At 67.1% G+C, this 26,253-nt stretch carries 25 protein-coding genes; 12 read left to right on the plus strand and 13 right to left on the minus strand.

The window, feature by feature from the left end:
- Positions 1-30 precede the first annotated feature (30 nt).
- The 3 genes from AncyloWKF20_RS10160 to AncyloWKF20_RS10170 form a co-directional block, all read right to left on the minus strand.
- Complete coding sequence (locus tag AncyloWKF20_RS10160) at positions 31-828, minus strand: carbohydrate ABC transporter permease (protein ID WP_279317723.1); 798 nt, start codon at positions 826-828, stop codon at positions 31-33.
- Between the two features lie 20 nt (positions 829-848).
- On the minus strand, positions 849-1,985 hold the full coding sequence (gene ugpC / locus AncyloWKF20_RS10165; RefSeq protein WP_279317724.1) for a sn-glycerol-3-phosphate ABC transporter ATP-binding protein UgpC: 1,137 nt from the start codon (positions 1,983-1,985) through the stop codon (positions 849-851).
- Between the two features lie 116 nt (positions 1,986-2,101).
- On the minus strand, positions 2,102-2,902 hold the full coding sequence (locus AncyloWKF20_RS10170; RefSeq protein ID WP_279317725.1) for an SDR family NAD(P)-dependent oxidoreductase: 801 nt from the start codon (positions 2,900-2,902) through the stop codon (positions 2,102-2,104).
- A gap of 173 nt (positions 2,903-3,075) precedes the next feature.
- On the opposite strand from AncyloWKF20_RS10170, the gene AncyloWKF20_RS10175 reads away from it, so the two are divergent.
- From AncyloWKF20_RS10175 to AncyloWKF20_RS10190, 4 genes are all read left to right on the plus strand, one after another.
- The gene (locus AncyloWKF20_RS10175; RefSeq protein ID WP_279317726.1) at positions 3,076-3,963 is read left to right on the plus strand and encodes a DeoR/GlpR family DNA-binding transcription regulator; all 888 of its coding nucleotides are present in this window, start codon (positions 3,076-3,078) and stop codon (positions 3,961-3,963) included.
- 59 nt (positions 3,964-4,022) lie between these two features.
- A complete protein-coding gene (locus AncyloWKF20_RS10180) occupies positions 4,023-4,823 on the plus strand; it encodes a BtpA/SgcQ family protein (protein WP_267585522.1) in 801 nt (266 codons plus the stop codon).
- Positions 4,824-5,015: 192 nt separating this feature from the next.
- Positions 5,016-6,524 carry an FGGY-family carbohydrate kinase gene (locus tag AncyloWKF20_RS10185; RefSeq protein ID WP_279317727.1) on the plus strand — a complete coding sequence of 503 codons (1,509 nt, stop codon included), beginning with the start codon at positions 5,016-5,018 and terminating at the stop codon, positions 6,522-6,524.
- Positions 6,521-7,183 (plus strand): HAD family phosphatase, encoded by a 663-nt coding sequence (locus AncyloWKF20_RS10190; RefSeq protein WP_279317728.1) that lies wholly within the window; start codon positions 6,521-6,523, stop codon positions 7,181-7,183. Before AncyloWKF20_RS10185 ends, AncyloWKF20_RS10190 begins: the two co-directional genes overlap by 4 nt.
- A gap of 243 nt (positions 7,184-7,426) precedes the next feature.
- On the opposite strand, the gene AncyloWKF20_RS10195 is transcribed toward AncyloWKF20_RS10190, so the two are convergent.
- The 5 genes from AncyloWKF20_RS10195 to AncyloWKF20_RS10215 form a co-directional block, all read right to left on the minus strand.
- Positions 7,427-8,941, minus strand: coding sequence for an ABC transporter substrate-binding protein (locus AncyloWKF20_RS10195; protein WP_279317729.1), 1,515 nt, complete (start codon positions 8,939-8,941; stop codon positions 7,427-7,429).
- Between the two features lie 64 nt (positions 8,942-9,005).
- Positions 9,006-10,760: an ABC transporter ATP-binding protein gene (locus AncyloWKF20_RS10200; protein ID WP_279317730.1), complete on the minus strand. Its 1,755-nt coding sequence runs from the start codon at positions 10,758-10,760 to the stop codon at positions 9,006-9,008.
- On the minus strand, positions 10,757-11,584 hold the full coding sequence (locus AncyloWKF20_RS10205; RefSeq protein WP_279317731.1) for an ABC transporter permease: 828 nt from the start codon (positions 11,582-11,584) through the stop codon (positions 10,757-10,759). The genes AncyloWKF20_RS10200 and AncyloWKF20_RS10205 overlap by 4 nt, the downstream gene beginning before the upstream one ends.
- A complete protein-coding gene (locus tag AncyloWKF20_RS10210; RefSeq protein ID WP_279317732.1) occupies positions 11,581-12,519 on the minus strand; it encodes an ABC transporter permease in 939 nt (312 codons plus the stop codon). The genes AncyloWKF20_RS10205 and AncyloWKF20_RS10210 overlap by 4 nt, the downstream gene beginning before the upstream one ends.
- A gap of 12 nt (positions 12,520-12,531) precedes the next feature.
- Positions 12,532-13,422, minus strand: a complete 891-nt coding sequence (locus AncyloWKF20_RS10215; RefSeq protein ID WP_279317733.1) for a proline iminopeptidase-family hydrolase — start codon at positions 13,420-13,422, stop codon at positions 12,532-12,534.
- Between the two features lie 119 nt (positions 13,423-13,541).
- Here AncyloWKF20_RS10215 and AncyloWKF20_RS10220 point away from each other — a divergent pair, with 119 nt between their 5' ends.
- Together AncyloWKF20_RS10220 and AncyloWKF20_RS10225 are read left to right on the plus strand one after the other, a co-directional pair.
- Positions 13,542-14,312, plus strand: coding sequence for a LuxR family transcriptional regulator (locus AncyloWKF20_RS10220; protein ID WP_279317734.1), 771 nt, complete (start codon positions 13,542-13,544; stop codon positions 14,310-14,312).
- Between the two features lie 86 nt (positions 14,313-14,398).
- The gene (locus AncyloWKF20_RS10225; protein ID WP_279317735.1) at positions 14,399-15,301 is read left to right on the plus strand and encodes a proline iminopeptidase-family hydrolase; all 903 of its coding nucleotides are present in this window, start codon (positions 14,399-14,401) and stop codon (positions 15,299-15,301) included.
- 67 nt (positions 15,302-15,368) lie between these two features.
- On the opposite strand, the gene AncyloWKF20_RS10230 is transcribed toward AncyloWKF20_RS10225, so the two are convergent.
- The 5 genes from AncyloWKF20_RS10230 to AncyloWKF20_RS10250 all read right to left on the minus strand — a co-directional run bounded on the left by AncyloWKF20_RS10230 (position 15,369) and on the right by AncyloWKF20_RS10250 (position 20,099).
- Positions 15,369-15,635 carry a hypothetical protein gene (locus AncyloWKF20_RS10230; protein WP_279317736.1) on the minus strand — a complete coding sequence of 89 codons (267 nt, stop codon included), beginning with the start codon at positions 15,633-15,635 and terminating at the stop codon, positions 15,369-15,371.
- A gap of 3 nt (positions 15,636-15,638) precedes the next feature.
- On the minus strand, positions 15,639-16,925 hold the full coding sequence (locus AncyloWKF20_RS10235) for an RNA polymerase subunit sigma-70 (protein ID WP_279317737.1): 1,287 nt from the start codon (positions 16,923-16,925) through the stop codon (positions 15,639-15,641).
- A 10-nt stretch (positions 16,926-16,935) separates the two neighbouring features.
- Entirely contained in the window at positions 16,936-18,453 is a 1,518-nt protein-coding gene (locus AncyloWKF20_RS10240; protein ID WP_279317738.1) for a tripartite tricarboxylate transporter permease, read from the minus strand.
- A 19-nt stretch (positions 18,454-18,472) separates the two neighbouring features.
- On the minus strand, positions 18,473-18,976 hold the full coding sequence (locus AncyloWKF20_RS10245; protein WP_279317739.1) for a tripartite tricarboxylate transporter TctB family protein: 504 nt from the start codon (positions 18,974-18,976) through the stop codon (positions 18,473-18,475).
- A gap of 109 nt (positions 18,977-19,085) precedes the next feature.
- Entirely contained in the window at positions 19,086-20,099 is a 1,014-nt protein-coding gene (locus AncyloWKF20_RS10250; RefSeq protein ID WP_279317740.1) for a tripartite tricarboxylate transporter substrate-binding protein, read from the minus strand.
- A gap of 339 nt (positions 20,100-20,438) precedes the next feature.
- Between AncyloWKF20_RS10250 and AncyloWKF20_RS10255 the strand changes: the two genes are divergently transcribed.
- The 6 genes from AncyloWKF20_RS10255 to AncyloWKF20_RS10280 all read left to right on the plus strand — a co-directional run bounded on the left by AncyloWKF20_RS10255 (position 20,439) and on the right by AncyloWKF20_RS10280 (position 26,253).
- Entirely contained in the window at positions 20,439-22,049 is a 1,611-nt protein-coding gene (locus AncyloWKF20_RS10255) for an ATP-binding protein (RefSeq protein ID WP_279317741.1), read from the plus strand.
- 11 nt (positions 22,050-22,060) lie between these two features.
- A complete protein-coding gene (locus AncyloWKF20_RS10260) occupies positions 22,061-22,693 on the plus strand; it encodes a response regulator transcription factor (RefSeq protein ID WP_279317742.1) in 633 nt (210 codons plus the stop codon).
- 93 nt (positions 22,694-22,786) lie between these two features.
- Complete coding sequence (locus AncyloWKF20_RS10265) at positions 22,787-23,176, plus strand: response regulator (RefSeq protein ID WP_279317743.1); 390 nt, start codon at positions 22,787-22,789, stop codon at positions 23,174-23,176.
- A 117-nt stretch (positions 23,177-23,293) separates the two neighbouring features.
- Complete coding sequence (locus tag AncyloWKF20_RS10270; protein ID WP_267585503.1) at positions 23,294-23,947, plus strand: hydrolase; 654 nt, start codon at positions 23,294-23,296, stop codon at positions 23,945-23,947.
- A 68-nt stretch (positions 23,948-24,015) separates the two neighbouring features.
- Entirely contained in the window at positions 24,016-24,288 is a 273-nt protein-coding gene (locus AncyloWKF20_RS10275) for a XapX domain-containing protein (RefSeq protein WP_279317744.1), read from the plus strand.
- 93 nt (positions 24,289-24,381) lie between these two features.
- Positions 24,382-26,253 carry an amidohydrolase gene (locus AncyloWKF20_RS10280; RefSeq protein ID WP_279317934.1) on the plus strand — a complete coding sequence of 624 codons (1,872 nt, stop codon included), beginning with the start codon at positions 24,382-24,384 and terminating at the stop codon, positions 26,251-26,253.

Genomic DNA, 26,253 nt, shown 5'->3' on the forward strand with positions numbered 1-26,253 from the left:
GAAGGCACGGCGGTCGGTGGTCGGCCGCGTTCACTTCACGCTGCCGAAGGTGAGGCCCTGAACGATGAAGCGCTGGATGAAGCGCGAGGCGATGACCAGCGGCAGCACCGCCAGCACCACGCCCGCCGAGACCTTGGCGATCTGCACGCCGTTGGAGGTCTGCAGCGAGGCGAGCGCGACGGGTACGGTGGCCGTCTGCGGTCCGCTCAGCACCAGCGCGAAGAGGAATTCGTTCCAGGTCATGATGAAGCCGAGCACGCCGGCCGCCGCGATGCCCGGCAGCGAGACCGGCAGCACGATGCGCCAGAAGGCGCCCCACGGCGTCGCGCCATCGGTCTGCGCCGCCCATTCGAGATCGACCGGGATGCCCTCGAAGAACCCCATCAGCACCCAGATGAGGAAGGGCAGGTTGATCGCCGCATAGACGATGATGAGGCCGGTCAGCGAATTGGTCAGCCCCACCATGCGCAGAAGCGCGAAGGCCGGCAGCACGATGGCGACCGGGGGCAGCATCTGCGTCGCCAGCACCGCGAAGCGCCCGCCCTGCCCGCTGGTCTTGAAGCGGGCGAAGGCATAGCCGGTCATGCAGGCGAAGGGCAGCGCGACGATCACCGAGCCGACGGAGACGATCAGGCTGTTGAGATAAGACTGGCCGTAGCGGGTGGAGGTAAACAGCGCGACATAGTTGTCGAGCGTCGCCGCCGGCATCAGCTCCGGCGAGTAGGACATGGATTCGGGCAGGAAGCTGGTGCGCACCACCCAGAGCAGCGGGATGAGGATGACGGCGCAGGTCAACACAAGGCCGGCATGGAGAGCGATGCGCCGCATGATCCCGTTCCCCCGCCCGCTCAGTTGGCCACGAGCCGGAGCGAGGGGCGGGGCAGCGCCCGCGTCGTCTCCGGGTCGAACAGATGCATGGGCCGCGCATCGACATAGAGCGGCACGGTGGCGCCGACCGGCGCGGTGAAGTGGCGCGACAGCCGGGCGGCGATCTCCACGGGCGGGCCGCCCTCCTGGCCCACGAGCTGGCCGACGAGGATGTTCTCGACGCCGAGCGATTCCATCGCCACCACTGTCACCTCGATCGGCTGGTAGCCGGGCGCGGGAATCTCGTGCAGGTCTTCCGGCCGCAGGCCGAAGATCACCGCGCGCCCGGCCGCCGGGGCATAGGCGTCGCGGTGCTGCGCGGGGACCGCGATGTTCAGGCCGTCGGCGCGCACCACCAGGCCGTCGCCCTGCCCTTCCAGCCGCGCCGGAATGAGGTTCATCGGCGGCGTGGCGAGGAAGCGGGCCACGAAGGTGTCGACCGGGTCGGCATAGACATCGAGCGGCTTGCCGACCTGGATCATCCGCCCGTCGCGCATGATGCAGATGCGGTCGCCCATGGTCATGGCTTCCACCTGGTCATGGGTGACATGGACGATGGTGCGCCCGAGCCGGCGGTGCAGCTTCACGAGTTCGAGCCGCATCTCGGCGCGCAGCTGCGCGTCGAGATTGGACAGCGGCTCGTCGAGCAGGAAGGCGACGGGATCGCGCACGATGGCGCGGCCGAGCGCGACGCGCTGGCGCTGGCCGCCGGAGAGCGCGGCGGGCTTGCGGTCGAGATAGGTGGAGAGGCCGAGCAGGCCCGCCGCCTCCTTGATCTTCTCCTCGATGACGGGGCGGGCGACGCCGCGCATCTTCAGGCCGAAGCCCATATTCTCGCGCACGCTCATATGCGGGTAGAGCGCGTAGGACTGGAAGACGACGGCAATGTTGCGGTCGCGCGGCGGCACGTTGGTCACGCTGCGCCCGCCAATGCGCAGATCGCCCGAGGTGATGCCCTCAAGGCCGGCGATCATGCGCAGCGTGGTGGATTTTCCGCAGCCCGACGGGCCGAGGAAGATGACGAATTCGCCATCCTCAATCGTCAGGTCCACGTCCCGCACGCCATAGGCGCCGTTGGCGTAGAGCTTGGAGACATGATCGAGTTCGATCGACGCCATCAGACTTCCCTTGTCCGGCGCCGGCCTGTGCGCGGCCGACCGCCAGAAGAAACAAATTCAAACATTTCGCCTAACGCAAACAGGCGACCCGCCGGGGCCGCCTGTGAGGAATCACGTCAGGTTGTGTAGACGCCGCCGGTGACGTTCACGCCCTGGCCGGTCATGAAGCGCGCCTGCTCGGAGGCGAGGAAGACGACGACATCGGCGACGTCCTCCGGGTGCTCCACCCGGCCGAGCGGGGTCTGGGCGATATAGTCCGCGACCACCTGCTCGGGGGTGACGCCGCGCAGCTTCGCCTCCCACTCGACCTCGCGGCTCTGCATGCCGGTGGCGACAAAGCCCGGACACACCGCGTTGACGCGGATGCCCTTCGGCGCGAGTTCGCGTGCCAGCGCCTGCGTCCAGCCGAGCACGGCGAATTTCGAGGCAGAGTAATGCGCCAGCAGCGGCGCACCGACCTTCGCCGCCAGCGAGGCGGTGTTGACGATGCAGCCCTTGCCTTCAGCCACAAAGTGCCGGGCGGCGATCTGGTTGGTGAGGAACACGCCGCGCGTGTTCACATCGAAGTTGAAATCCCATTCCTCGTCGGTGAGGTCGAGCGCCGGATTCATGGTGGAGACGCCGGCATTGGCGATCAGCAGGTCGCAGCCGCCGAGCGCCTCGAGCGCCGCCTTGAAGCCCGCCTCGACCGAGTCGCGCCGGCGCACGTCGATGGCCACCGCCACCGTGCCGGCACCGAGGGCGGAGGCCGCCGCCTGCGCCGCGTCGAGATTGATGTCGCCGATCGCGACCTGAACACCCTGCTTCACCAGCGCCGCGCTGATCGCCCGCCCGATACCCGTCGCCCCGCCGGTGACGAAGGCCTTGCGGCCCTTCAGTTCGGCATAGACAGGGGTCGGCGCGGTCAAGGGGATCATGTTCGGCTCCTGAGGTTGCCGGGAGAATGTAACAAACATGAACGCACATCAAGCGCTAAAATGTGTTTGATTATGTTTGATCTGTCGGTTACAGATTCCCGACGCCGGGACGTATCCGGGTCCGCAAGGCCGCCACTGGCGCGACCGGAACGTCCAATTGAGCAGGAGCGAGCATGGCCGGGGACCGACTGCCCGACACTCACAGGACCGAGCCGCCCCTGCCCGTCCCGCCGGAGGCGCGGGCCGAGGCCGGCGATGAGCGCCAGCGCCTGCTCTCGCCCACCCGCCACGCCCGCATTCTCGACCAGCTCGGCCTCTCCGGCTCGGTGAGCGTCAGCGCGCTGGCCGCCACGCTCGGCGTCTCCGACATGACCATCCGCCGCGATCTGGTCGAGCTGGAGCGCGAAGGCCGCCTCGTGCGCGTGCATGGCGGCGCGGTGCTCAACGACACGCCCGCCAGCGTCGCCATGGACAGCGAGGAGCCGAGCTTCGACGCACGACTGCGCCGCGGGGCGGACGCCAAGGCCGCGATTGCCGCCTATGCCGCCAACATCGTCGCCGGCTACCGCACGCTGGCGCTCGATGTCGGCACCACCACTTTCCTGATGGCCGCGCATCTGCGCGAGGTCGCCCATCTCAAGATCTTCACCAACAGCCTGCGCGTCTCCACCGCGCTCGACGGCGCCGGCCCGGAGATCTATGTCGCGGGCGGGCGCGTGCGGCCGGAGGAGATGTCGGTCTATGGCCCGACCGCCGTCGCCCAGTTCGAAAAGCTGTGGTTCGACGCGGCGGTGATCGGCACGTCCGGCATCACGGCGGAAGGCTTCTTCGATTATTCCTTCGAGGACACCGACATGAAGCGCGTCTATCTGCGCCGCTCGGGTCTCAAGATCCTGCTCTGCGACAGCGCCAAGTTCCAGCGCATGTCGCTCGTCCAGGTCGGCGCCTTCGCCGACATCAACATGCTCGTCACCGATGCCGAGCCGCCCCCGCGCATTAGCGCCGCGCTCGCGGCCGCGCGGGTGGATGTGCGCATCGCCTCACCCGTCTCCGGCGCCTGACGGCGCTGTCCCGTTCCGGCGCCACGGCGCCGCCTGCCTGTTCTCAAGGAGTGAATCGCATGGTTTTCGAGTGCTTCGGCGACAAGAAGAAGGTCGTCATCGCCATGGCCCACATCGGCGCCCTGCCCGGCGCGCCGCTTTATGACGCCGATGGCGGCCTCGACAAGCTGATCGAGGGCGTGCTCGCCGATGTCGAGAAGCTGCAGGCCGGCGGCGTCGACGCCATCATGTTCGGCAATGAGAATGACCGCCCCTATGTCTTCAAGGGCTCGCCGGCCTCCATCGCCGCCATGAGCGCCATCGTGCAGGCGGTGAAGCCGAGCCTGAAGGTGCCGTTCGGCGTGAACTATCTGTGGGACCCGGTCGCCACCGTCGCCATCGGCTCGATCACCGGCGCGAGCTTCGTGCGCGAGATCTTCACCGGCCTGTTCGCCTCCGACATGGGCCTGTGGGAGCCGAACGCGGCCGAGGCGGCGCGCCTGCGCCATGACCTGAAGCGCGACGACATGAAGATGCTCTTCAACATCAACGCCGAGTTCGCCCACTCGCTCGACCAGCGCCCGATCGAGCTGCGCGCCAAGAGCGCGGTGTTCTCCTCGCTCGCCGACGCCATCCTGGTCTCCGGCCCGCTCACCGGCCAGCCGGCCGACCAGTCGCATCTGCGCAAGGTCGCCGAGACGGTCAAGGACGTGCCGATCTTCGCCAATACCGGCGTGAACATCGACAATATCCGCGACATCTTCTCGGTCGCCTCGGGCGTCGTCATCGGCACCCACTTCAAGGTCGACGGCAACACCTGGAACCCGGTGGAAGCCGGCCGCGTCGCCCGCTTCATGGATGTGGTGAACGCGATCCGCTGATCGCCCGCGCTCCCCGTCATCCCGGCAGCGCCCTACCTAAGCACGTCATCCCGGACGGCGGCACCGCCGCCGAGCCGGGATCGCGACCCGCTCGATACGCGGCACACGATCCCGGCGCGACGGCTTCGCCGCCGTCCGGGATGACGCCGTTCTGCCTTGACCTTGCCCACCGCGCCCGAGAGGTTCCCCCCGATGACCTGTGTTCTTGGCCTCGACATCGGCACCACCTCCACCATCGGCTTCCTGCTGCGCCTGCCCGGCGAGGTGCTCGGCGTGGTCTCGCGCCCGGTCACTCTGTCTTCGCCCCATGCCGGCTGGGCGGAGGAAGACCCGGCGCAGTGGTGGGCGAATGTCGGCGCCATCACCCATGAACTCATCGATTCAAGCGGCATCGACCCGACGGAGATCGCCGCCATCGGCGTCACCGGCATGCTGCCGGCCGTGGTGCTGCTGGATGCGGAAGGCCGCGTGCTGCGCCCCTCCATCCAGCAGAGCGACGGGCGCTGCGGCGCGGAAGTCGCGGAACTCCGCGCGGAGAAGGACGAGGCCGCCTTCATCAAGAAGGCCGGCAATGGCATCAACCAGCAGCTCGTCACCGCCAAGCTGCGCTGGCTCGCCCGGCACGAGCCGGACATCTTCGCCCGCATCGCCACCGTGTTCGGCTCCTATGATTATGTGAACTGGCGCCTCACCGGCGAGCGGGCGGTGGAGCAGAACTGGGCGCTGGAAGCCGGCTTCGTCGATGTCTCCCGCCATGAGATCGACGACGAGCTGGTGGCCTGGGCGCGCATTCCGCGCAGCGCCGTGCCGCGCAAGACCGCCTCGCATGAGATCATGGGCCATGTGAGCCTTGAGGGCGCGGCCGCGACCGGCCTTGCCGCCGGCACGCCGGTCATTGGCGGCGCGGCAGACATGATCGCCTCCGCGCTCGGCGCCGGCGTCACCCGCACGGGTGACATCCTGCTGAAATTCGGCGGCGCGGTGGACATCCTCGTCGCCACCGATCAGGTGAAGCCCGATCCGCGCCTCTATCTCGATTATCACCTCATCCCCGGCCTCTACATGCCCAATGGTTGCATGGCGACCGGCGGCTCCGGGCTGAACTGGTTCGTGCGCAATTTCTCCGGCGGGGAAGCGGATGCCGCCGCCCGCGCCGGGCTGAGCCTGCACCAGCATCTCGACCGGCTCGCCGCCGAGCGGCCGGCCGGCGCGGATGGGCTGACCATCCTGCCCTATTTCCTCGGCGAGAAGACCCCGATCCACGATCCCGCCGCGCGCGGCGTCATTGACGGCCTCACCCTGTCGCACGACATCGGCCATCTCTGGCGGGCGCTGCTCGAATCCTATGCCTATGCCGGCGCGCACCATGTCGAGGTGCTCCGCGACATGGGCCATACGGCAACGCGCGTCATGGTCTCCGATGGCGGCTCGAATTCGCGCGTGTGGATGCAGATCGTCGCCGATGTGCTCGGCCAGCCCGTGCATCGCCTCAAGGGCCATCCCGGCTCCTCGCTCGGCGCGGCCTGGACGGCAGCGGTCGGCGTCGGCCTTGCCGACTGGGCCGGCATTTCCCGCTTCGTCAGCGAGGATGAGGTGATAGAACCCAACCTCGCCAACACCGAGACCTACCGCGCTGGCTATGCGCGCTACCGCGACCTCTACCGCCGCCTGTCGGCGCCGGCTGGAAAGGCCAATGCATGAGCCTGAACGATGTGAGCCTGAATGATGCCCGCCGCTTTCGCGCCGTCGCCTGGGACATTGACGGCACGCTGATCGACAGCGAGCCGCTGCACCATCGCGCCCTGGTCGCCATTTGCGGCGAGCTCGGCGCCGACCTGTCGGACCTGCCGGACCAGGCGTTCTGCGGCACGCATATCCGCGATGTCTGGAAGATCCTGCGCCCGCGCCTGCCGGAGAGCACGGTGGAGGCCGAATGGATCGCCGCCATCAACCGCTTCTATGTCGAGAACCGCGCCGAGCTGATGCTGCTGCCGGGCGCGGTTGGCACCATCCGCACGCTGGCCGGGCGTGGCGTGGCGCAGGCCTGCGTCTCCAATTCCAGCCGCCGCGTGGTGGACGCCAATATCGACGCGCTCGGCATCGCCGATAAGCTCGCCTTCTCCATCAGCCTCGACGATGTCGAGCACGGCAAGCCGAACCCGGAGCCCTATGCCCGCGCCTGCGCCCGCCTCGGCCTGCCGCCGGCGCAGGTGGTGGCGGTGGAGGACAGCCTCGCCGGCGCCCGCGCCGCCCGCGCCGCCGGGCTGCATGTCATCGGCTATGGCAGCGCGGCGTTTGACGATATCGACCACGCCATCGAGGCCATTGACCAGGTGCTGGCCCTGTTCCCGCCCGCCTGACCAGCCGGGTCATAGCCCCCAACGCAAAATGGCCGGCGTCACCGCCGGCCATTTCCGTTTGAAGTTGTTGATGGCTTGTGAATGTCGTCATCCCGGCCCCTCGGGTCTTGCCTCCGGCAAGCCCAAGGGCAGGCTCCGCGAAGCCGAAGAGCCGGGATCGCGCGCCAGAACTTCGGCAACGATCCCGGATACGGCCTGCGGCCGTTCCGGGATGACGCCAGCGGAACCCCGGCAGAATGACGCTCAGTTCTTCACGGTCTCTTCGAGGAAGAAGCGGCCGAGCGGGTTCTGGTGGAAGTTGGAGATGTTCTTCCGGGTGACGTTGATATAGGGGCTGTAATAGAGGTCGATCCAGTTGACGTCGGCCTTGGCCATCTTCTGGAGCGTCACATACATGGCCTCGCGCTTCTTCGGATCGGTCTCCAGACGCGCGGCTTCCACCAGCGCCTTGACCTCCTCATTCTTGTAGCGGGTCATGTAGTTCAGGTTGGTGTCGTGGCCGAGGACGAAGGTGGTCTTCTGGTCCGGGTCGAGAATGTCGTTGGTCCAATACATGACCGAGATGTCGTAATCGCCGTTCACCAGCATGTCCCAGCTCTGGCTGGGATCGACCTTCTGGAGATTGACCGTCACACCCGCCTTGGAGAGCTGCTGCTGCACCAGCACGGCGATCTGCTCATCCGTCTCCTTGCCGGCATTGACGATGTAGTTGAGCGTCAGGCCCGAGGCGCCGGCATCCGCCAGCAGCTTCTTCGCCTTCTCCGGGTCATAGGGGCGCTGGAGATTGTCGGCATAGTGGTAGAGCGAGCCCTTGGGCACATAGGAATAGGCGACTTCACCCAGCCCGAAGGTCGCGGCCTCGACAATCGCCTTCTTGTCGATGGCGAGATCGAGCGCCTCGCGCACTTCCTTCTTCGCCAGCGCGCCATGCTCATGGTTGATGAGCATGTGGTCCTCGCGGGTCGAGGGATCGCTGATGACGGTGAGGTCGGCGTTCTTCTTCAGCTCGGCGACGCGCGAGAACGGCACGGTGATGGCGGCATCCACCTCGCCGGCCTGGATCTTCAGCATGCGGGTGTTGTCGTCGGGAATGACCAGCCATTCCACGCCGTCGAGGCTGACCTTGGCGGCGTCCCAATAGTTCGGGTTCTTCTTGAGGATGATGCGGTCGCCGCGGCGCCATTCGACTAGGCTGAACGCGCCCGAGCCGACCGGCTTCTCGGCGAAGGTGTCGGCGGCGGCGCCCTCGACCAGCTTCTTCGGCAGCACCGAGGCGTTGGGCAGCGCCATCATGGACAGGAACGGCACCGACTTGCTCTTGAGCTTCACCACCAGCGTCTTGGCATCAGAAGCCGTCGCGGTGTCGATGATCTTGAAGCTGTCCGACCACAGCGAGCCCTTGTCGTCGCGGATGCGGATCAGCGAATAGGCCGCGTCCTCGGCGGTGACCGGGGCGCCATCGGAGAACTTCGCGTCGCGCAGCTTGAAGGTGTAGGTCAGCCCGTCATCCGAGACGCTCCAGCTCTCGGCGAGGCCCGGCACCAGCTTGGTGCCGGTGGCATCGACCCGCACCAGCACGTCGAACACGTTGGAGAACACCCAGTTATCGACATTCTGCGCCGACTTGATCGGGTCGAAGGTGGTGGAATCCTCGTTGCGGGCGATGGAGAGCACGCCAGCGGCGTGCGCAAAGCTGGTGGAGAGGCACAGCAGCGCGGCGAAGGCCGCGAGGCGTGAGGTCCTGAAGGCGGTTTTCATCGTTCTTCCTCGGAAGGTTTGTTGGTGAGAACGGCAAGTCGGAAGGCGTCAGGGGGCAAAGACGTCAGGGGGACAGCACGGTCGGCGCCGGGGCCAGAAGCGGCCGGTCCGGGTCGATGTCGGGAATGGCGGCGATGAGGGCGGCGGTGTAGGCCTCGCGCGGCCGGGCGAAGACCTCAGCGCTCGGCCCCTCCTCGACGATGCGGCCGTGATGCATCACCACCACCCGCGCGCACAGGTTGCGGACGATGGCGAGGTCATGGGCGATGAACACCAGCGTCAGGTCCATCGTCGCCACCAGCCGCTGGAACAGCGCGATGATCTGCGCCTGGATGGTGACATCGAGCGCCGCCACGCATTCATCCGCGACGATCAGACGGGGATCGACCGCCAGCGCCCGGGCAATGCCGGCCCGCTGGCACTGGCCGCCGGAGAGTTCGCGCGGCCGGCGCGAGGCCAGCGTCGGGTCGAGCTCGACCAGCGCCAGCAGTTCCGCGACGCGGGCGGGAATGGCGGCGGCCGGCACCTTGCCCTGCACGCGCAGCACCTCGGCAAGGCTGTCGCCGATGGTAAAGCGCGGGTTGAGCGAGTTGTAGGGATCCTGGAACACCATCGCCGCCTCGCGCCGCATCCGGGCCAGCGTCGGGCCGGGTCTGAGGCGCAGGCTGTCGCCGTCGAAGGTCACATGCCCGTCGGAGATGGGGGCAAGGCCGAGCATGGCCCGCGCCAGCGTCGACTTGCCCGAGCCGCTCTCCCCGACAATGCCCACCGTCTCGCCGGGCATGATCTGCAAGGAGACGCCGGCCAGCGCGCTGAAGTGCCGCTTCCGGGTGAACCAGCCGCCACCGATGGGATAGCGCACCTGGAGGTCGTCGATCTCGACCAGCGGGCGGAGGGGGGCGGCGGAGGGCGTTGCGGCAGGCTTGGACAGATCGGCCTGACCGGTCACTTCGTTGGTCTGACTGGCCTGATCGTCCACCTCACTGCACTGACTGGTCACCGCCTCAAGGGCCGGCATGGAGGGGTGGCTGGCGATCAGCGCGCGGGTGTAGGGATGCGTCGGAGCGGTAAGAAGATGCCGCTTCGGGCCGGTCTCGACGATCCGCCCCTGCCGCATCACCGCGATGCGGTCGCAGGTCTGCGCGACGACGCCGAGATCATGGGTGATGAGGATGATGGAGAGCCCGCGCTTGTCCCGCAACTCCATGAGAAGACGCAGGATTTGCGCCTGAATGGTGACGTCGAGCGCGGTCGTCGGCTCATCCGCGATGAGAATGTCGGGGTCGCAGGCCAGGGCCACCGCGATCATCGCCCGCTGGCGCATTCCGCCTGAGAATTCATGGGGATAGTTGCCATACTGGCGCGGCGGATCGGTAAAGCCGACCTGCCCCATGATGGCGATCGCCTCCGCCTTCGCCGCCGCCCGGTCGAGCTTGCGGTGAAATATTACCCCTTCCGCGATCTGGTCCCCCACCCGCATCACCGGGTCGAGATGGCTGGTGGGGTTCTGGAAGATCATGCCGATGGAACCGCCGCGGATCTGCTCCATCGCGGCGGCATCCGCCTGCGTGATGTCGCGCCCGTCCAGCTCCACCGTTCCACCGGTGATGGCCAGCGCCCGCGAGGGCAGAAGCTTCACCAGCGAACGGCACAAGAGGCTCTTGCCCGAGCCGCTTTCGCCAACAAGACCAAGCACTTCGCCGCGATTGAGATCGAGCGACACGCCGTCGATCAGCGTGCGCGTACCCTCCTCGCCCGTCACCGTGACGGTGAGATCGCGGACGGCGAGCAGCGGGTTGGGGGTGCCGGGCGCGCTCATTGATGCACCCCCAGAAGCTCGCCCAGCGCATCGCCGATCATCGAGAAGCCGAAGGCCAGCACGACGATGGAGAGGCCCGGAAACACCGTGATCCACCAGGCCTGCGACAGGAAGGACTGGCCTTCCGCTACCATGATACCCCACTCCGCCGTCGGTGGCTGAACGCCAAGGCCGAGATAGGAGATCGCCGCCCCCGACAAGAGCACCAGCACCGCATCCGACATGCAGAACACCACCGAGCCGGCAACGGCATTGGGCAGCAAATGCCGGAACAGCACGCGCGGGCGGGAAAAGCCCAGGCTCACCGCCGCCACCGCATAGTCGGCGGTCTTCAGAACGAGGATCTGCGCGCGGATGAGGCGGGCGTAGGAGACCCAGCCGACCAGCGCCATCGCTATGTAAAAGCTCGACAATCCCGGCCCGAGAATGGCGATGATGGCGAGCATCAGCACGAGGAAGGGAAAGGCGAGGATGATGTCGATCAGCCGCATCAGCAGCGCATCAATGATGCCGCCGAAGAAGCCGGCCACCGCCCCTATCACTGTACCGATAAGGAACGGAAACAGCACGCCGATGGCCGCCATCTGCAGGTCCACCCGCGCGCCATAGATGATGCGCGAGAGGATATCGCGGCCGAAATTATCGGTGCCGAAGGGATGGGCCAGCGAAGGCGCCTGAAGCCGCGCCGTGGCGTCCTGAAAGATCGGGTCATAGGGCGCGATCACCGGCGCGGCCAGCGCCGCGAGGGCGAACAGGCCGATGATGGCCAGCCCCGCCATCAGCGTCGGGTTGCGCCGGAGCGTGGTGAGAAGCGGGGCGCTCACAGCTTCACCCGCGGATCGACGGCGACGGTGGCGATGTCGGCGATGAAGTTCACCAGCACGGTGGCGCAGGCGAACACCATGGCGACGCCCTGTACCACCATGTAATCCCTTGAGAAAATCGCCCGGACCAGAAGCTGGCCCATGCCCGGCAGGGCGAAGATGCTCTCGATCACCACGCTGCCGCCGATCAGCCAGCCAATGTTCACCGCCAGCAGATTGATCGAGGGGGCGATGGCGTTCGGCAGCACATGGCGCCAGAACACGATGGATTCCGGCATGCCGCGCGCCCGCGCGGCCGTCGCGACATCGGACCGGAGCCAGTCGATCATCGCCGCCCGCAGCGAGCGCAGCAGCACGGTGGAGAGCGACAGGGCAATGGTGAGCGCCGGCAAGGCGAGGTGGGCGAGCTTGTCGCCCAGCGTGTCGCCGTATCCTGATACCGGAAAGATCGGCACGGTGACGGCGAGCAGGATGATGAGCATCAGCCCGAGCCAGAAGGGCGGAAAGCCGATGCCGAAGGTCGAGACGACGCGGATGGCGTGGTCGATCGGCCGGCCCTGATTGCGCGCGGCGAGCGCGGCGAGCGGCACGGCGATCAGGATGGAGAGCACCACGCTCGCCAGCACCAGCGCCAGCGTCGGCTCGATGCGGGTCGCGATCAGCCGGAGCACATCAATCTTGTAGACGATGGAAGTGCCCATCTCGCCATGGGCGAGGTTGCGGAGAAAATAGAGATATTGCAGCCAGATAGGCTCATCGAGCCCATATTGCGCGCGGATGTTGGCGATCGCCGTCGGCGTCGCCCGCGCGCCCAGCAGCACCCGCGCCGGATCGCCGGGGATCAGCCGCACCAGGATGAAGGTGACGAGGCTGACGCCGAAGATCACCGGCAGAAACTGCAGCGGGCGCCGGAGGATGAAGGAATAGCGGTGCATGTCCGGGATGCGTCACGCGCCCGAGGCGCTGGCGAGGAAATCAAGGAGGACCGGGTAGTAGCCGGCCGGGTTCTCATAGAACGGCATATGGCTGGCATTGAGCACGAGATTGAGCCGCGCCTGAGGTAGGGCGTGCTTCATTTTCATCGCGCAGGCCGGCGTCAGCTCGTCCCGCTCGCCGACCACGATCAGCGTCGGTACGGTGATGCGGTGCAGATCCGGGATGCGGTTCCAGTCCTTGAGATTGCCGGTGTAGAGGAACTCGTTCGGGCCCTGCATGGTCATGTAGGGGCCCATGTTCCAGTCATCCAGCGAGCGCTTCACCGGGGCCGGCCATTCCGGCAGGCGGCAGACATGGCGGTAATTTAATAGGGTGATCGCTGCCTGATATTCCGGGTGGTCGAAGGTGCCGGCCGCCTCATGCTTCTGCATCATGGCGACCGTCTCCGGCCCCAGCGCCGCACGCAGCTTTTCCAGCTCGCTGACGAGATGCGGCATGTCCGCCACCGTGTCGGCAAGGATCAGGCTTTTCAACGCGTTAGGATAGGTCAGCGCGTAGTCGATGGCGAGCCAGCCGCCCCAGCTATGGCCGAGCAAATGAACCCGCCCGAGGCCGAGCGTCGTGCGCACCGCCTCGACTTCCTCGACATAGCGGGCAATGGTCCACAGCCCCTCATCGGTCGGCCGGTCCGAGGCGCCGGTGCCGAGCTGGTCAAATGTTACCACCCGGTAGCCTTGGTCGATCAGGCAGGAATGCGCCTCGCGCAGATAGTCGCAGGGCAGGCCCGGCCCGCCATTCAGCAGCAGCACCGTCTCCGCGCCCGTGCCGAAGCTGTAGGTGACGATCCGGTGGCCATCGACCGTGATGTCCTGCCGCTGGTCCGGCTCGATCTCGCGCCACATGGTGCTGCCAATCCCTGCTCAACAATGAGGCATGCTCAATTCCTAGAGAAAACAGGAGTCCAAACCAGCTATCAGAAGTGATAGGTTCAGCGGCTGTCGCAGCAGGAAGGCGCATCACGATGGGCGTGCAGAGCGCAACACATATCGAGGCCATGGAGGCGCGGTTCGGTGCCGCCAAGTCCTTGGGCGCGCAGGTGGATATCCTGTTTGAGGCGGTCGGCGCGCTCGGCTTCGACACGCTGATCTACGACTACACGCCGGCCCGCTACGACCTCAGCGGGCAGCAGATGCTGCCGACCGTTCTGGAGCTGCGCAATGTCGACGAGACCATGCGCGACTACTGGTTCGGCCACGGCTATTTCCGGCTCGATCCGGTGCAGAAGGTCGCGCTCGGCACCACCCGCCCCTTCGTGTGGAACTACGACAAGCGGGCGCAGACGCTGATCAGCCGCTTCATGACCGAGGACGCCGCGCCGGTGGCCGACTTCCTCACGGAGCGCGGGCTGAGCGCCGGTGTTACCGTACCGATCCATCTGCCCGGCGGCGACTACGCGACGGTGACCGGCATTCGCTGCGGCGACGGGCGCTTCACCGAGCGCGAGGCCCCCGCCTGCCTCGGCGATTTCGGCCTGATCGCCCACCTCTTCCAGCACGCCGCCCAGAATCGCAGCGTCGAAGGCCGCATCGAAGGCCTGCCGCATCTTACCGTTCGCGAGCGCGAATGCCTGCGCCACGCCGCCGACGGGCTCTCGGCCAAGGAGATTTCCCGCGTTCTCGGCCGCTCCGTGCCGACGGTGGTGATGCATCTCAACGCCGCCATGCGAAAGCTGGAAGCCAAGAACCGCACCCAGGCCGCCGTGCGCGCCGCCCGGCTGCGGCTGCTCGACTAGAACCCCTCACTTCTGATAGCTGCCGCGCCCGGCCGCGACTTTCTATTTTCCTGCGCTATCGAACGATGAGCCGCAGGAGAATCGGCATGAGTGCCGTGGCGAGCATGGAAGGGCGCATGCCCTTCCGGGGTTACGAGACCTGGTACCGCGTGACGGGCGATCTCGGCAGCGGACCCCTGCCGCTGTTGGTGGCCCATGGCGGGCCGGGCTGCACCCATGACTATGTCGATTCCTTCAAGGAAATCAGCGCTCTGGATGGCCGCGCCGTCATCCATTACGACCAGCTCGGCAATGGCAAGTCGACCCATTTGCCGGAGAAGGGGCCGGACTTCTGGACGGTCGATCTGTTCCTCGCCGAGCTCGACGCCCTGCTCGCCCATCTCGGCATTGCCGGCCGCTACGCCTTTCTCGGCCAGTCCTGGGGCGGCATGCTGGGCGCCGAGCACGCCGTGCGCCGGCCGGCCGGGCTGAAGGCCCTCGTCATCGCCAATTCGCCCGCCAACATGCACACCTGGGTATCTGAGGCGAACCGGCTGCGCCGCGACCTGCCGGCCGACGTGCAGGCGACGCTCATGAAGCATGAGGCGGCGGGCACGCTGACCGATCCGGAATATATTACCGCATCCCGCGTGTTCTACGACCGGCATGTGTGCCGCGTGACGCCCTGGCCGGAGGATGTCGCGCGCACCTTCGCGGCGATGGACGTGGACAACACGGTCTACCGCAACATGAACGGGCCGACGGAATTCCACGTCATCGGCACGATGAAGGCCTGGACCATCGAGGACCGGCTGCACCTCGTTGAGGCGCCGACGCTGCTGATCTCCGGCGCATATGACGAAGCGACACCCGAAGTGGTGCGACCCTACCGCGAGCGCGTGCCGAACTGCACCTGGACGCTGTTCCCGGACTCCAGCCACATGCCGCATGTGGAAGAAAAGGAAGCGTGCCTGAAGGCCGTCTCCGAGTTCCTGAAGACGCACGACTGAGCGACGCGACCTCCTCAGAACGCCCTGAAGTCAAAGCTATTCTGCCGGGGTGCTCGCGCTCACCCCGTCAGGCGCGGATAGCCGGGCTGTCAGGGTTGGACGGCGGCGCAAGAGCCATCGCCGCTACCAGCCGGGCGCCTTCCATGGCGCGGCCGATGCGCTCCAGGCTACGCCAGTCCAGCGCGCCGCTCGCCTCTCCGAGATAGACCGCCCAGATGCGGGGCGGCAGCGGCGGCCCACTCATTTCCGCCTCGAGATGGCGGGCGAGACGGGTTATCTCCTCTGCCGGGATCCCACCGTCGGCCTCATCCTCGTCGAAACAGTCGCCGCACATCACTCAGCCCTCGAAGGCCAGAAGGTCGAGCCCGCGGTCGCGGTCCAGCACGGCGACGATGCCGCGCGGATCGACATCGACATCGTTGCTCTGCGGCGCCGTGTGACCGGCCGCCGGCGCGGGGATGAAATGGCCGACCTCGCGCGGTTCCTCGGGATTGGCGAGGTCGATCACCCGCAGACCACCGGAAAACCAGCTCGCGAAGACCAGGCTGCCAACCTGCCGCTCCTGGAACTGGTGCGCGCCGAAGCGCCCGCCGGCCCGCGCATAGGGCGAAGCGCTCTCCGCGACGTGGAAGGTGGAAATCGACCGCAGCGCCGCCGGATCGGAGGCGTCCATCACCCAGAGGAAGGCATGCGGCTGGCCGGGGGTATGGTCATGCTCCTCGTCGATCATCAGCGCGATGTCCCGCCCGGCGATCGGCGCGGCGAGACGGAACAGCGTGTGCGTCGGCTCGGGAAAGGGCGGGTGGTAATTATAGCTGCCGAGCGTGCGCGGTCGCGTGATGTCCGCCACGTCGATGGTGAAGGCGCCCGCGTACCAGCACGATGCCCACATTATGTCGCCGACGCGCAGCGCGTGGTGCAGGCGGTGGCGCTGGCCGGACCAACTGGGCGTCTCGCCCGCCGCGACATGCTGGCCGGGCATGTGCCAGCGGGAAACCTCGCGCGGCCGGGTCGGGTCGGCGAGGTCGTAGATGACGAGGATGTTGCCGATATAGCCCGTCATCTCCGTGGAGATGTAGGCGTAGCGCTCGTCCATGTCGAAGCGGTGGACGCCGATGCCGCCGGTCTTCACATAGGCAAGCTCCCGCGGATTGGCGGGATCGGCGATGTCCCACACGCGGAAGCCACCGGCCTCATAGCCGCGCGCGAGCCCGGCGCGCAGCTCCGGCAGGTCGGACGGCGCCACGCCGAGCGCGGCCGCCAGCTCAACCTCCGAGGGCGCGTGGCCGAGACGCGCCGTCAGTTCGGTCGCGGCCGCCTCCAGCCGTTCGCCCTTGCGGTAAAAATGCCGGCGGTGGCGCTCGACATTGGTGATCATCAGATCGCCCGCCACCTTCACCTTGTGGGTGTGGGAGAACGGGTCCGGCGGCGCCAGCCGGGCGACGATCCGTGGCGAGGAGGGGTCGCGTATGTCGAGGATGGTCGTGCCATCGGGCGGCGACATGTGGCCGATGAAGGCGTAGCCGTCCTTGATCGTCACCTCGCCCCCGCCCGGCAAATCGAGCCGGGCGAGCGGGCGGATATTGGCGCTGGCGAGCGGCGTCGCGGGGTTGTGCAGGGTCATCGGCTAGCCCTCACGCGGCGGCGATGCGGGTGGCGCGGTTGCGCCGCCACTGCACGATGGAGGGGATGGCGAGGGAGATGGCGAGCGCCGCCCACAGGATGTTGCCGACCGGCGAGGAGAAGAACACCCACGGATCATTGCCGCTGATGCGCAGCGCCCGCATGACGTTGGCCTCCAGCATCGGGCCGAGGATCACCCCGATCAGCAGCGCGACGACGTTGAAGCCGGTCTTGCGGCAGACATAGCCGATGGCGCCGAACAGCAGCGTGAGCCACAGATCGAACATATAGGCGCGCGGGGCGAAGGCGCCGACGAGGGTGAAGGCGATGATGATCGGCGCCAGCACCGGGGTCGGGATCATCACCAGCTTGGAGACCCAGCGGGTCAGCGGCAGGGTGGTGAACAGCATCACCGCATAGGCGACCAGCATGGTGATGAACACGCCATAGCCGAGGCCGGGGTTCTGGATGAACAGGCGCGGCCCGAGCTGCACGCCGTGATAGGTCATCACGATCAGCATCACCGCCGCCGTCGTGCCGCCGGGCACGCCGATGACGAGCAGCGGGATCAGGTCGCCCGAAGCGCAACCATTATTCGCCGATTCCGGGGCGATGACGCCCTCGGGAATGCCAGTGCCGTATTTCTCCGGCGTCTTCGAATAGAGCCGTGATTGCTGGTAGGCGACGAAGGCGGCGATGGAGGCGCCCGCGCCCGGCACGATGCCGATGATGAGGCCGATGATGCCGGTCCAGATCATATGCCAGGTGCGCTGGAACGACATGACCACGCCTTCCCAGGTCTCCTTCCAGCCCGACTGCTTCATCATCTGCATGCCGGTTTCGCTGAGCACGGAGCTCTGCTCCATCATGATCAGCGCCTCGGAGATGGCGAAGACGCCGATCAGCACGGCGATCAGCGGCACGCCGTCATACAGCTCGATGAAGCCGAACGTGCCGCGCGGCGTGGAGTAAATGTGGTCCGCGCCGATGGCGCCGATCAGCAGGCCGAGGAAGCCGGCGATCAGACCTTTGAGCATGTTGTCGGAGGCGACCGAGGCGATCAGCGTGATGCCGAACAGCAGGATCACCACCATCTCGACGCTGTGCATGTAGTAGGCGAGGCGCGCGATATAGGGCAGCAGGAAGATCGACATCAGCGCCGTGACCATGCCGCCCACCGTGGAGGCGACGAAGGAGAGCACCAGCGCCTGCTGGCCAAGCCCCTTCTTGGCCATGGGATAGCCATCGAGGCATGTGGCCGCCGATCCGCCATTGCCGGGAATGTTGAGCAGGATCGAGGTGATGCCGCCGCCCATATGCGAGGCGACGAACAGCGACACCATGAAGATCATGGCGACGTCCACATCCACCGCCAGGGTGAAGGGCAGCAGCATGATGATGGTGTTGGCCGAGCCGAAGCCCGGCATGGCGCCGATGATGATGCCGATGGTCGTCGCGATGACGATCAGCCAGAGATAGCTGAAATTCAGCAGGAACTGGTCGGCGAGCAGGCTGAAGCTCAGATTCATGACGGCCCCCTCTGGCGGCTCACAGGCCGGTCAGCGCCGCGACGAGGCGCTCGAAGGGGCCGGTCGGAAACGCGGTGCGCAGGATCAGGATGAAGAGGATGTAGCCGCCGAGCGCCAGCGCGCCGGCGGTAATCGCGGCATTGCGCGCGCTCATGCGCTGCAGCCAGAGGAAGGCGAAGAACAGGAACAGGAAGGTGGAGATGGTGAAGCCCGCCCAGGGGATGATCGCCACCGAAGCGACGGTCAGGGCGAACAGGGCGCCGCGGATGATGGCGAGCTGGCGCGTCTCCCACAGGCTGCGCCATTCCACATAGTGTGTCCCGCGCGCCAGCCCGATCACCGTGCGCAAGGCGAAGATGCCGATGAGCAGGAACAGCACCACGGCGCAGAACACGCCGGAGACCTTGGCCTCCCAGTCGAGATCCTTGATCGAATAGAGGTAATAGGTGGCGAAGGCGGCGCCGAGGCCGGGGATGATCCAGTCGGCACCGGTCGCGACCTTGCCGTCACGGTTCTCATTCATGGCGATGTCCTGCGCGGGTGATGCGGAAAAAGCCCGGACCCGCCGGGCAGGACGCCGCCGCAGAGGCGGCTGCGGGACCGCGGGGGCCCCGCACGCGGCGCGCGTCAGCTCAGCCCTTGGAGGCCGTCAGCAACGGGCGGAACCGCTCGGCGAGTTCCACGAACTCCTTCGCCGATTCCTGGCAGGACGCGGCGTCGCCATACTGGATGAACTCCCAGGGCGTGCCGGCCTTCTCCGCCACCGTCTTGTACTCCGGATCGGCGAAGACCTGCTGGAACGTGTCGGAGAGCTTCTTCACCCGGTCGGGATAGGCCTCGACCGCCTTGGTGTGGATGGCGATGGCGCGCTGGCCGGAGAGCGGGGGAATCTTGGTGCCGAGCGCCTGATTCACCGGCGGGGCATTGTTGGTCAGCTCCGGGGTCCGGTTGGTCTCGTTGAACACGGTGAGGAAGCGCGCCTGATCGCCGAGCCCCAGCGAGGAGGACAGGAAGGTCGCGCAACCATCGACCTCGCCGGTGATCGCCGCCGAACGAGCCGGCCCGCCGCCGCCATAGGGGATCATGCGCACCTTCATGCCGGTGGCCTCCGCCAGCGCCAGCGCGCCGATGGTGGACGGGTGCGGCAGGCGGCTGGTGGAGAGGGTGATCTCGCGCTTCTTGCCCTCTTCGACCAGATCGCCAATGGTCTTGAACTTGCTGTTACCGGCAACCCAGATTACCGAATCATCGACATCCATGCTGCCGATATAGGTGAAATCTTCCGGGTACTTGTACTTGACCTTCTGGGTCGCGTACATGATCATTTCCGGCCCGATATTCCCAAAGAGAATATTGTAGGCATCCGGCTCACGCTTGGAGACGAAGACCTCGTAGCCGACCTGCCCGGAGGCGCCGGGGAAGTAGGAATACTCGAAATTGGCGCCGAGATACTTAGCCCAGATGCGATTGAAGGCGCGCGCCGCCTGATCGACGCCACCGCCCTCCCCGGTCGGGATCAGCACCTGCATGTTCTTGGTCGGGAACCCGTCGGCGGCCTGGGCGCGCGGGAGCGCGAGGCTCGGCCCGAGAGCCGCAAGGGCGCCCGCGCCGACGAGAATCTGACGACGATCGAAAGTGATGGTCATTGGCTTCCTCCCGAGGCGCTGGACGCGCCGTGATCTTGCCGGACCGTTCACGGCCCGCCGGCTGGATCGAACCATACCGATTTTTATTTGGTTATATATTGGTTGAATTTGGAGTCAACCGTTTCGGCGCAAAACTGCCCTTCTCATGAGAACTGCGCCTGATAACGGGCCGCCTAAGCTGAACCAATGTGATATTGGTTTGGTCAATCTGGTATAAGGTGGGCCGCGAACATGGCGCGTTTCCCGCCTCTTTAGGGGGAACCGCCGCTGGCGGTGACATGTTAGGCTGGCAGCCGCGCCCTTATCGCTGCCGGGCGCGGCGGATAGGACGGGGGCCCGGTGCCGAACAAGGATGAGAGCGCGCTCGGCGCGGCGGTGCAGTCGCCGCTCGTCACCTCGCCGGCAAACGGCACCTGGATCGGCGTGGCGGTGGCGCTGTCGCTGCTGATTGTCGCCAGCTTCGCCCTGACCATGCCGTTTGCGCGGCTGCCGACCTATCACACGGAGATGCTGCTGCCCGCCTATGCGGCGGCGATCCTGCTGCTCGAACTCATCACCGCCGCGCTGCTCTTCGCGCTCTACAGCCTGCGCCGTTCGCCGGCGCTGCTCTGTCTCGCCTCGGGCTATCTGTTCTCGGCCCTGCTGGTGCCGGCCTGGGCCATCTCCTTTCCCGGCGTGTTCACGGCCTACGGCATCGACATGGGCCTGCAGACCACGGCCGCCATCGCCGCGCTGCGCCGGATCGGTTTTCCGCTGTTCGTGCTCGCCTACGCGCTGGCCCCACGCGCGACGCGGGCCAGCACCGCCACCGGCCACCACATCGCCCTCAGCCTGACCCTCGTCCTCGGCGGCGCCGCGCTATTGCTGGCGGCAATCATCTCGGGGAGCGAGGCACTGCCGCTCTTCATGCGGGATAGCCGCAACGTCGCGACCCTCTGGCAGATCGTGCCGATCGCCGCCCTCAGCCTCTATCTGCTCGTCATCGCCCTGCTGCTCGCCCGCCGCCAGAGCCAGCTCGATATCTGGGTGGCGCTGGTGATGTTCTCGCTGGCGGTCGAGCTGCTGCTGATCTCTTTCCTCGGCGGGGGCGTGCGCCTCGGCGTCGGCTGGTGGGCCGGGCGGCTCTACGGGCTGCTCGCCGCCTCCATCGTGCTGCTGGTGCTGCTGGTGGAGAGCACGCAGGTCTATGGCCGGCTGGCGCGCACCATTGCCGCCGAGCGGCGCCTGCGGCGCAGCCGGCTCACCGCCATGGAGGCGCTGTCGGCCTCCATCGCCCATGAGATCAACCAGCCGCTCACCAGCATGATCACCAACGCCAATGCCGGGCTGCGCTGGCTGGTGAAGAGCGAACCGCGCCTCGACCGGGCGGAGGCGGCGCTGCGCCACATCGTCGAGGACGGCCACCGCGCCAGCAGCATCGTCACCGGCATCCGCTCCATGTTCACCAAGGAGCTGCAGGAGCGTACCGAGCTTGACCTCAACGCCCTCGTCACCGCCGCGGTGGAGGCCGCCCGCTCGGAATCGACGCATGAGTTCATCGAGATCCGCGCCGTCCTCGCCGACGACCTGCCGCCGGTCATCGGCAATGCGGTGCAGCTCGGCCAGGTGTTGCGCAACCTGATCGAGAACGCCATGGACGCGCTGCGCGGCAGCGGGACATGGCCGCGCCAGGTCGTGGTCCGCACCTGCCACCGCGACCCGGACGAGGTTCTGGTCAGCGTCGAGGACAATGGGCCGGGCATCGCGCCCGAGGTGGCTCAGACCCTGTTCGACCCCTTCGTCTCCACCAAGCCGGGGGGCATGGGCATGGGGCTGATGTTCTGCCGCGCCGTGGTCGAGGCGCATGGCGGCCGGCTGTGGGCGACACCCACGCCGCCGGGCGGATCGACAGGCGCCGTCTTTCAATTCTCGCTGCCATCGGCCATCCTGCCGGCACATGACAACGCATAGGAGGTCGGGGAATGACCCGGTCGATGGTCTATGTGGTGGATGACGACCGCTACGTGCTCGCCTCCCTCGAAAGCCTTCTGGCGTCGGAAGGCTATGAGGTGGCGACCTTCCAGTCCCCGCAGGCCTTTCTGGACGCCGAGAAGCCCGAGCGGCCGAGCTGTCTGGTGCTCGATGTGCGCCTGCGCGGTTCCAGCGGGCTGGAATTCCAGCGCGAGCTGCGCCGCCGGCAGATCGCGACGCCGGTGATCTTCATCACCGGCCATGGCGACGTGCCGATGTCGGTCGCGGCGATGAAGGCCGGCGCCATCGAGTTCCTGATGAAGCCGTTCCGCGACCAGGATCTGCTCGACGCCGTGCATCAGGGCATCGAGCTCGACCGCGCCCGCCGCGACAAGGACGCCACGCTGGCGGATCTGCGCCGCCGCTACAGCGCCATGACCCCGCGCGAGCGGGAAATCCTGCCGCTCGTCGCGAGCGGGCAGATGAACAAGCAGATCGCCTTCGGCCTCAATCTCAGCGAGGTGACGGTGAAGGTCCATCGTGCGCAGATCATGCAGAAGCTCAAGGCCCGCTCGCTGATCGAGCTGGTGCGCATCGCCGACCGGCTGGCCGAGGATGGCGGGCGCGATACCGCCAAGGCGTAGACGGCTACCCCGGCGTATAGTTGCGGCGCGCCTTCACGCGCCTGATGCTGCTCACCGGCGGAATGTCGTCCGCCGCGGGGAGCCGCGAGGCAGATGGCGCAGACGAGGCCCGGCAGCGACAGGCAGCGCGATCTCGTCGCCGTCCTCGACACCAGCCCGGCGCATCGGGCGGCCATTGCCGATCTCGTCGACGCGCTGGGCTTTGCCACCTGCACCTTCGCCACCCCCGCCGATCTGCTCGCCTGCCCGTGGATCGCGGAGATCCGCGCCATTCTCAGCGAGATGCGGCTGCCCGGCATGACCGCGCTCGGCCTCTTGCACACGCTGCGCGGGCGGGGCCTGCCGGTGCCCGTCATCGTGATGGTCGGCTCGCCGGACGCGCCGACCGAGGCGCGCGCCCTGCAATATGGCGCGCTTGGCTATCTGCCGAAGCCGCTGGAGCCCGAGCGCCTGCTCGCCCTGCTCACCTCCTGCATGAGCTGAGAGCGTGCGGCCGGCCTATCCTCAGGCGCTAGGCTCCCCCCTCCCCCGGACAATTGTTGCCACCGCGTCTCGACTTCTACGGTCTGGCGTCGCCACGAGGATCCGAGGACGAGCCCCATGCCCACCGCAACGCCCACCCCCGGCAAGGCGCTGATCGACGCGACCAATCATGTGCTGGTGATGATCGACTTCCAGTCGCAGATGTCCTTCGCCACCAAGTCGATCGACGCCGTGACCCTGCGCAACAATGCGGCGCTGATCTCGCACGCCGCCGCCGGCTTCAAGGTGCCGACCATCCTCACCACGGTCGCCGAGAAGAGCTTCTCCGGCCCGATGTTCAGCGAGATCACCGAGGCTTTCCCCGGCCAGAAGCTGTTCGACCGTACCTCGATGAACACCTGGGAAGACGCCGCCGTCATCGACGAGGTGAACCGCATCGGCAAGGGCCGCATCGTGCTCGCCGGCCTGTGGACCAGCGTCTGCATCGTCGGCCCGGCGCTCTCGGCGTTGCATCAGGGCTTCGAGGTCTATGTCATCGCCGATGCCTGCGGCGACGTCTCTGACGAGGCGCATGAGCGCGCCATGGAGCGGATGATCCATGCCGGCGTGCGGCCGATGACCTCGCTGCAATATCTGCTCGAACTCCAGCGCGACTGGGCCCGCACCGAGACCTATGAGCTGACCACCGGCATCGCCAAGAAATATGGCGGCGCCTACGGTCTCGGCATCATCTACGCCAAGACCATGTTCGGCGCTTCCGAGGGCCACTGATCCTCCGGGCACCTGCCGGCGCGGGTCTCGCGCCGGCTCCTTTCTTTCCGGCACCCGGACATCCGCCGATGAAGCTCTATCTCGCCTCCCTCGCCGCCGGGGTGCTTGTCGGCATCGTCTACAGCCTCATGAATGTGCGCTCGCCGGCCCCGCCGGTCGTAGCGCTCATCGGGCTGCTCGGCATCCTCATCGGCGAGCAGATCGTGCCGGTGGCGCGCCATCTGTGGAAGGGCGACGGGCTGAAGGCGGCCATCGGCCTCGCCGATTGCTCGAACCATGTGCTCGGGCGCCTGCCCGGCCGCACGACGGACGCCGCCGACGATGCCGCACCCCGGAGCTGACCTCCCATGGCCGGAACGCCCAGCCGCCGCACCTTCATCGCCGGCGCCCTCGCCGCCGGCCTGCCGCCCCCCACCCATGCGGAGACGCCGCCCATGAACGTGCCCCTCACTGCCGACCTCGTGCTCATCAACGCCCGGGTGACGACACTCGACCGTTCGAACCCGCAAGCCGAAGCCGTGGCGGTGAAGGACGGCAAGGTGCTGCGCGCCGGCAGCAGGGTGGAGGTGATGGCACTCGCCGGCCCGGCGACGCAGACCATTGATGCCGGCGGGCGGCGCGTCATTCCCGGCCTGATCGACAGCCACATGCACATCATCCGCGGCGGGCTGAACTACAATATGGAGCTGCGCTGGGACGGCGTGCGCTCGCTCGCCCACGCCATGGAGATGCTGAAGCGGCAGGTCGACAACACCCCGGCCCCGCAATGGGTGCGCGTGGTCGGCGGCTTCACCGAGCATCAGTTCGCCGAAAAGCGCCTGCCGACCATCGAGGAGATCAACGCGGTCGCGCCGGATACGCCGGTGTTCATCCTCCACCTCTATGACCGCGCCTTGCTGAACGCTGCCGCGCTGCGCGTGGTCGGCTACACCAAGGACACGCCGAACCCGCCGGGTGGCGAGATCGTGCGCGACGCGCGCGGCAACCCGACCGGCCTGCTGCTCGCCCAGCCCAACGCCACCATCCTCTATTCCACGCTGGCCAAGGGCCCGAAGCTGCCGCCGGACTACCAGAAGAACTCCACCCGCCACTTCATGCGCGAGGTAAACCGGTTGGGCGTCACCGGCGTGATCGACGCCGGCGGCGGCTTCCAGAACTACCCGGACGATTACGCGATCATCGAGGATCTGCACCGCGAGGGCGACCTCACCGTGCGCATCGCCTACAACCTGTTCACGCAGAAGCCGAAAGAGGAACTGGCGGACTTCACCCGCTGGTCGAAAGAGGTCACGCCCGGCCAGGGCGATGACCTCTACCGCGCCAATGGCGCCGGCGAGATGCTGGTCTACTCCGCCGCCGATTTCGAGGATTTTCGCGTCGAGCGGCCGGACATGCCGCCCTCCATGGAAGGCGATCTCGAACCGGTCATCCGGCTGCTGGCCGAGAACCGCTGGCCGTGGCGCCTTCACGCCACCTATAACGAGACCATCTCCCGCGCGCTCGACGTGTTCGAAACGGTCAATCGCGACATCCCGCTCGACGGCATTCACTGGTTCTTCGACCACGCCGAGACCATTACCGACTGCAATATCGAGCGCATCGCCGCGCTTGGCGGCGGCATCGCCGTGCAGCACCGCATGGCGTTTCAGGGCGAGTATTTCACCGAGCGCTATGGTCATAAGGCCGCCGAGCGTACCCCGCCGATCCGCCGCATGCTCGATATGGGTGTCCCGGTGGGCGCCGGCACCGACGCCACGCGCGTCGCCTCCTACAACCCATGGGTGTCGCTGTCCTGGCTGGTGACGGGCCGCACGCTGGGCGGGCTCGCGCTTTATCCCGCGTCGAACCGCCTCGACCGTGAAACCGCGTTGCGGCTGTGGACGGAGGCGAACACCTGGTTCTCCAACGAGCCGGGCAAAAAGGGGCAGATCGCGCCGGGCCAGCTCGCCGACCTCGTCGTGCTCAACGCCGATTACTTCACCGTGCCGGAGGACGAGATCATCGACATCACGGCAGCGCTGACCCTGCTCGGCGGCCGGCCGGTCCATGGCGATGGGGATTTCGCCGATCTCGCCCCCGACCTGCCGCCGGCCATGCCCGATTGGTCGCCGGTGCGGACCTTTGGCGGCTACCAGCAGCGAGCAGAGGCCAGCAAGCCGGGTAGCCGGTTCGCACGGCTGTGCGGCTGCGCCAATGACTGCGGCGTGCATGGCCACAATCATGCGGCGGCATGGGGCAGCAGCGTGCCGGCTTCGGATGCGGGCAGCTTCTGGGGCGCGCTCGGCTGCGCCTGCTGGGCCGTGTGA

The sequence above is a fragment of the Ancylobacter sp. WKF20 genome, from assembly GCF_029760895.1.
Lineage (GTDB): Bacteria > Pseudomonadota > Alphaproteobacteria > Rhizobiales > Xanthobacteraceae > Ancylobacter.